This is a genomic window from Enterobacter cloacae complex sp. S3 (assembly GCF_014930495.1).
Taxonomy (GTDB): Bacteria; Pseudomonadota; Gammaproteobacteria; order Enterobacterales; family Enterobacteriaceae; genus Enterobacter; species Enterobacter asburiae_B.
This window is the reverse complement of the sequence record NZ_JADBRD010000114.1, coordinates 1-238: the sequence shown is the minus strand read 5'-3', so window position 1 is coordinate 238 and position 238 is coordinate 1. Positions and strand designations below refer to the sequence as shown.

Here is a 238-nt window from a genome sequence, read left to right as displayed (position 1 = left end):
GCGCTATAACATCCGCATGGGCCTGGGGATGAGCCTTTCCGGGCTGTTTAACGTCGGCCACGACGTCGGCGGTTTCTCCGGCGATAAACCCGAGCCGGAACTGTTTGTGCGCTGGGTACAAAATGGCGTCATGCATCCGCGCTTTACCATTCACTCGTGGAATGACGACCAGACGGTAAACGAAGCATGGATGTATCCGGCCATCACTCCGGCGATCCGCTCAGCCATTGAGCTGCGC

At 58.4% G+C, this 238-nt stretch carries 1 protein-coding gene; it reads left to right on the top strand.

Annotated elements, in window-relative coordinates; genetic code table 11:
* On the top strand, positions 1-238 hold a 238-nt coding region (locus IM317_RS23730), incomplete at both ends, for a TIM-barrel domain-containing protein (RefSeq protein WP_305038666.1).